Below are 6333 nucleotides of genomic sequence, written 5' to 3'. Positions count from 1 at the left end.
CGCCAGGGCGGCGAGGTGGTGGCTGCCCAGCTGGCCAAGGTCGGCATCATCGCCAAGATCCAGAACGTGGAATGGGCACAGTGGCTCAGCGGCACCTACGGCAGCAAGAACTACGACCTGACCATCATCAGCCACGTGGAGCCCTTTGACCTGGGCAACTTTGCCAAGCCCGACTACTACTGGGCCTACAACTCGCCCAAGTTCAACGACCTGTTCACCCAGATCAAGAACGCCGCCCGCCCCGCCGACCGCGCCAAGCTGCTGGGCGATGCGCAGCGCCTGCTGGCCAACGATGCGGTACACGCCTTCCTGTACTCCAACCAGTGGATCACGGTGGCCAACAAGAACCTCAAGGGCCTGTGGAAAGACATGCCCGTGTTCGTGAACGACATCTCCGCGCTGTCCTGGTCCTGACAGCCACGCACCGCAACGCGGCGCGTGCAGGAGTCAAGACTCCTAAAACAATAGCTGCCAGCGCTTTATCCAGTAGCGCTTGCAGCCTTTTTTATTGATAAACATCGCTACGGCGACCACCCACCCCGCCATGACCGAACTGCACGACCTGCCCGCCCACGACCTGATTGCCGCCTACCGCCAGCGCAAGCTGTCACCGGTCGAGGTCACGCAGTCCGTGCTGGCCCACATTGAACGGTGGGAGCCCCACATCAAAGCCACCTACCTGCTGCGCCCCGAGGCCGCCCTGGCCCAGGCCCGTGCCTCCGAGGCCCGCTGGCTGCGCGRCGAGCCCAAGGGGCTGCTCGACGGCGTGCCCAGCACCATCAAGGAAAATATCTCCACCGAAGGCGACCCCACCCCGCTGGGCACGGCCGCCGTTGAGCTGGTGCCCGCCGCAGCCGATGCGCCGCCCGCCGCCCGTATGCGCGAGGCAGGTGCCGTCATCGTCGCCAAGACCACCATGCCCGACTACGGCATGTTGTCATCCGGCCTGTCCACCTTTCACCCGCTGTCGCGCAACCCCTGGGACGTGAGCAAGGGCCCGGGCGGCTCCAGCGCCGGCGGTGGCGCGGCGGCCGCTGCGGGCTACGGCCCGCTGCACATCGGCACCGACATTGGTGGCTCGCTGCGCCTGCCTGCCAGCTGGTGCGGCATCTTCAGCCTCAAGCCCAGCCTGGGCCGCATCCCGATTGACCCGCCCTACACCGGCCGCGCCGCCGGCCCCATGACCCGCACCGTGGCCGACGCCGCGCTGATGATGCAGGTGCTGAGCCAGCCCGACGCGCGCGACAGCATGAGCCTGCCCTACCAGGACATCGCCTGGAGCCAGTTCAACAAGGGCGCCGAGCGCCTGCGCGGCCTGCGCATCGGCCTGCTGCTGGATGCAGGCTGCGGCCTGCCGGTGGAGCCCGAGGTGAAGGCCGCCGTGGAGCGCGCAGCCCAACTCATGGAAGCCGCCGGCGCCACCATCGTGCCCATGGCACCTTTCATGACCCAGGCCATGCTCGACGGCATGGACCACTTCTGGCGCATGCGTTCCCACATCGACCTGCAGGCCCTGCCGGCGGCGCGGCGCGACAAGGTGCTGCCCTACATCCGCACCTGGGCCGACAGTGCCGCCGGCATGAGCGGCACCGAGGTCTTCACCGCCAGCCACCAGTTCCACCTGACGCGCGTAGCCGCCGTCAAGGCCTGCAGCGCGTTCGACTATGTGATCTCGCCCGTGGCGCCCAACGTCGCCTTCCAGGCCGAGCTGCCCTCGCCCACCAACGACCCGCTGCGCCCGCTGGAACACATCGGCTTTACCGTGCCATTCAACATGTCCGAGCAACCTGCGGCCTCGGTCAACTGCGGCTACACCCGCGCTGGTTTGCCCATCGGCCTGCAGATCGCGGGCGCGCGTTTTGACGACCTGGGCGTGCTGCAGGTGGCGCACGCCTTCGAGCTGATCCGCGAACCCCAGCGGGCATGGCCCCAGCCGCCTGCGGCATAACCCTGCATCTGTCGTGCGTTGTTGTTGGTAACCTTGGGGGGATACGCTCTGACGCTGGCACCACCGCTGGAGCCCCCCGCCTCACAAACCACCATTCCACCAACGCATGGACATCATCATCCTGGCGATCCTCATCGCCACCGGCACCTTCATGCTCAACGCCAAAGAGCAGCGCAAGCGCATTGCGCTGCTGGGCAAACACCTGGCCAACTACCAGATCGAAAAGCTGATGGAGGCGCTGACCGACGGCTACCTGCGCGCCCTGGGTGAAAGCACCGACGAGCGCCGCAGCCAGATCTGGAGCCTGCTGAGCACCACCGAGTCGCAGCTGAGCGAGCAGTTCAGCCGCTTTGCCGCCGACTTTGCCAAGGTGGACGAAGCCCACGCCCGCGTCAGCCGGCTCTCCGTGCCGATCCCGTTTGCCGACAAGCTGCTGCCCGTCATGACCTTTGACGTGCGCCGAGCGCTCACCATCCACGCGCGCGGCATCGCCCATGTGGTGCAGAACACCAGCCACCTGTCGCCCAAGGACCGCGCCTACATGATGACGGCCGAGCTGTTTCTGATGCAGCACACCTGCCACTGGTACTGCAAGTCCAAAACCGTGGCCAGCGCCCGCATGCTGGCGCGGCACCAGACGCCACACGAACAGCTCGTCGCTTCCGTTTCAGCCGAAACCCGCAACGCCTACGTGACCTTGATCAACGGCGGCTGAGCCCAGCGACCCAACAATGCCCCATGCCATCCTCCACGCACACCCGCATGACCGACAGCCTGGGCAACCCCATCACGCTGCAGGACGAAACCAGCGCGACAGCGCTGAATGACTTTGTAGAAGGCTTCATCGCCTGCGAGGCGCGCGCGGTGAACGTGCTGAACGCGGCGGCCGACACCAGCCCCATCGTTCAGGCCAGCTGCGCCGCGCTGCACATGTTTGCCGAGTCGGCCGACGCCCCGCGCAACGCCCGCCCCTTCATCGACCAGGCCCTGGCCCGCGCCGCAGAGGCTACTGAGCGTGAACAACGCTTTGTGGCCGCCATCGCCGCCTGGGTGGATGGCGACCTGCCCCGCGCCATTGCGCTGCACGAGGAGCAAGCCCGCCTGCACCCGCGAGACCTCGCCTCCCTCAAGCTCGGCCAATATCATTTGTTCAACCGGGGCGACTCGCCGGGCATGCTGCGTCTGGCGCTGCAGGCCCTGCCCGCAGCGGCCGAGGTGCCCTACCTGCACGGCATGCTGGCCTTTGGCTGGGAGCAATGCCACCGCCTGCAAGAGGCCGAAAGCGCCGCACGCCACGCCATCACCCTGTGCCGCAAAGAGCCCTGGGCCCACCACGCGCTGGCCCACGTCATGCTGACCCAGGGCCGTATCCGCGAAGGTACCGACTTCATGGCCAGCATGAGCGACACCTGGACGGACCTGAACTCCTTCATGGTCACGCACAACTGGTGGCACCAGGCGCTGTTTTTGCTGGAGCAAGACCGGCATGCCGAGGTGCTGGCGCTCTACGACCAGCAGGTGTGGGGCGTGGTCAAGGAATACACCCAGGACCAGATCAACGCCGTGTCACTGCTCGCCCGGCTGGAGCTGGCGGGTGTGGATGTCGGCGACCGCTGGACCGACGTGGCCGATCGCCTGGCACTGCGCCTGGCCGACCACGTGCTTCCCTTCCTGGACCTGCAATACCTCTACGGCCTGGCCCGTGCCGGGCGCATGGAGGCCGCGCGTACGCTGCAGAACAACATCACCGCCCACGCCGCCACCCGCACCGAGGCGCAGGAGCGCACCGTGTGGCAGCAGGTGTGCGTGCCTGCCGCCCACGGCCTGCTGGCGCATGCGCAGGGCGACTGGGCGACGGCAGTGGAGAAGCTGGGCGTGGCCCTGCCCCGGCTGGTGGAGATTGGCGGCAGCCATGCGCAGCGGGATCTGTTCCACCAGATCTGGCTGGATGCACTGCAGCGCAACGGGCAGTGKGCGGCGGTGCAGAACGTGTTGCAGCCGTTGGTCAATGCGCAGCCGGAGTCGGCGAGGCTGGCGCGGCAGGTGGAAGTGGTGAACGCAGCGCTGAGATTGCCGGGTTGAGTCCCAAAGCCGCTTCCCAACGCGCTCCACAGCAAACGCAACCAGACTTGGATTCGCGTAACGACTTTCACACCCAGATACAGCCAACAGGCTGATCAATCCCTGTTTCCAGAGAATCTGGAAATGACAATTGCGGGCCGTTTAACTTCATGCCGACCTGTGGGCTGTGCCAATCGACACATCCACATGCTGCGTCGTAGAGAGCGAGTGAGACACCCAGCCGGTACCCAACATGCCTCTCGTTATTTCCAGTCAGCCCACAGGCCCACGCTTCTCTATCACCGCCGAGGCTGAGATGCCCGCCATAGTGGTGACGGCGGCGTTACAAAACCAGCCCATGCCCTCGGGTGCAGCCCCCATATACGAATGGTCGGCCACGTTGGCTTTTGACGGTAGTTCACCAGCCACCAATGCCACCTTTGGCGGCGGAAGAAGCACGCAGCACAGCCGCATCGCTCCGCAGGTAAGTGCCAACGCCAGTTGGCGAATACCCTTCACCGAAATACGGGGCGGCGTGTTGACAGTGCAAGTCATTTTGCGAGCTGGAGGGACAGAGCAGCGCGCTCAGGCGACATGGACGATTGCTCGAACCAATCCCACTGGCACAGCCATACGCGCCTTTGCCAACAGCATTGGGGCCAACCGCGCCGTGTTTCGGAAAAAAATGCGCCAGGAAAGCTCGCTCCAACAGTTCCGGACGCCGGGTAACTGGCCGAAGTACAGCAGCGATGGTCTTGGCGGCGTTGGCTTGTGCCAACTGACACGCCCTGCACCTACTGCCGATCAAACTTGGAGCTGGAAAGAGAATGTGCGCGGCGGATGGGCGCCGTACTTGGAAAAGGAACGCATTGCCCGCGCCTACCCTCGCAACGTACGTAGCGGAGAGCGTTTTCGCAATCTGGTGACTGCATGGAACCGCGCTCGTACCGCACAAGGGCTGCCCGCCTTGCCTGTGGAATTACCTGACTACACGCCAGAGCAACTTGAGTTGGACACACTTCGCGGCTTCAACGGATATGCCAATGGCTTGCATGAGTACAGGGTACGACTCGATAACGGCGCTCTTTTCGTAACGGAGGATTCCAGCAGCCAGCGGGGGTTTGCCGAATGGGAGCGAGTGCCAGTAGCCGCCAGAGGCACGGTCGGTGATCCAAACTATGTAGAGAACGTGCTTGCCCAATCGGACTTCTGAACGTGCTGACAACCTCTGATTCCATTGCGACCCGCCCACGCGGTCTGCTAGCTGCGTCCGGCGTACTGGCCTTGTCTTTGCTTCTGGCGGCGTGTTTCCCAGAGAATGCAAACACCGCGTCGCAAGTACGTGCTCCTACGGCGGCTAGCGGGAGAGAGAACTCGCAGCATCTGTATGTGGTGTATTGCAACGGCACCGTTGACCACCTGGATCTTGCGAAACAGGCCAAGGTAGCAAGCTTTCAACTGTCAGACCGCAGCGGCAGCCCTCCCGCCGTGGCCAAGCTGCCGGCAGCAGGCGTGCGACCTGACAGCTGTTTGGCCAGACCGGCCTCGTTGACCGATGCCCTGCCTCAGGATGAAGGAATGGCGTTCATCGTTGCATCTGCCCAGTTGCAGCGTGACGACACAAGCGGACGCATGCCTTACAGTCTCCTCAAATTTTCAGTGCCAGCATGGACTTTGCAGAGCCGACAGGATCTGGGCAGCTTTGATGTACTCAATGGAACGCCGCCACGCATTACACGTGGCTCCGACGGGCGGCTCAAGCCCCAGCTGGCTGAAATCGACCTGACTTCTGAGCTGCGTGCAGAGCTCAGCCGTTACGCGGGCGGCGCCACGGTGACATTTGCCACCCCGCTCGCAACATCTGCCAACACCGCGCTGATTGGATACACAGCTTCTCAAAATGCCCACGGTGCGGCTTTTGCGCTGATGCAGCGTACACAGCGCAGCATCGTACGGATTGAGGGCGTTCCCGGCAGCGACCCTGAGCCTGCTCTCAAGCTGGCGCCGGGGGGGCAGTTTGTCCTGCACTCGGTGCGCGCTTTCTCCTCCAAGCAGGGCAGCCGCCAACTCGCAGCCACAGGCGAACTGAGGCTGTACGGAGCGGACGGTAAGCTGGTCAGCCAGCAAACCGATGAGCGTGTTGCCGGAGAGTGGTATCCCATCGCGCTGACGCCGCAGGGAGTCGCCGTTTACACCGATCGACGCGGTACCTACCGCTTCGTGACACTAGGGCGCATGTTTGGTGTGGAGCCTGTGCAGGACCCCAATACCGATGACCTGGACGGTGCACGCCCGGGTGTCATCTATGCAGGTGGGTAAAGACC

Annotated in this window: 5 protein-coding genes and 1 pseudogene; all 6 read left to right on the top strand. The window is 64.4% G+C overall.

From position 1 onward, the window contains the following. Positions 1 to 414 (top strand): annotated as a pseudogene (locus tag AC04MI_RS11280) (ABC transporter substrate-binding protein); the annotation flags it as partial. 130 nt (positions 415 to 544) lie between these two features. Then, the gene (locus AC04MI_RS11275; protein WP_476497812.1) at positions 545 to 1948 is read left to right on the top strand and encodes an amidase; all 1404 of its coding nucleotides are present in this window, start codon (positions 545 to 547) and stop codon (positions 1946 to 1948) included. Between the two features lie 106 nt (positions 1949 to 2054). Then, the gene (locus tag AC04MI_RS11270) at positions 2055 to 2663 is read left to right on the top strand and encodes a hypothetical protein (protein ID WP_436079263.1); all 609 of its coding nucleotides are present in this window, start codon (positions 2055 to 2057) and stop codon (positions 2661 to 2663) included. Between the two features lie 23 nt (positions 2664 to 2686). After that, the gene (locus tag AC04MI_RS11265; protein WP_476497811.1) at positions 2687 to 4030 is read left to right on the top strand and encodes a tetratricopeptide repeat protein; all 1344 of its coding nucleotides are present in this window, start codon (positions 2687 to 2689) and stop codon (positions 4028 to 4030) included. Between the two features lie 232 nt (positions 4031 to 4262). Further along, positions 4263 to 5222 (top strand): hypothetical protein, encoded by a 960-nt coding sequence (locus AC04MI_RS11260; RefSeq protein WP_476497810.1) that lies wholly within the window; start codon positions 4263 to 4265, stop codon positions 5220 to 5222. Between the two features lie 2 nt (positions 5223 to 5224). Beyond that, complete coding sequence (locus AC04MI_RS11255; protein ID WP_436079260.1) at positions 5225 to 6328, top strand: hypothetical protein; 1104 nt, start codon at positions 5225 to 5227, stop codon at positions 6326 to 6328. Positions 6329 to 6333 lie beyond the last annotated feature (5 nt).

This window comes from Acidovorax sp. LjRoot204, from assembly GCF_056175785.1.
Note: the sequence above shows the minus strand (reverse complement) of the source record. Positions and strands in the feature narration are given on the sequence as shown.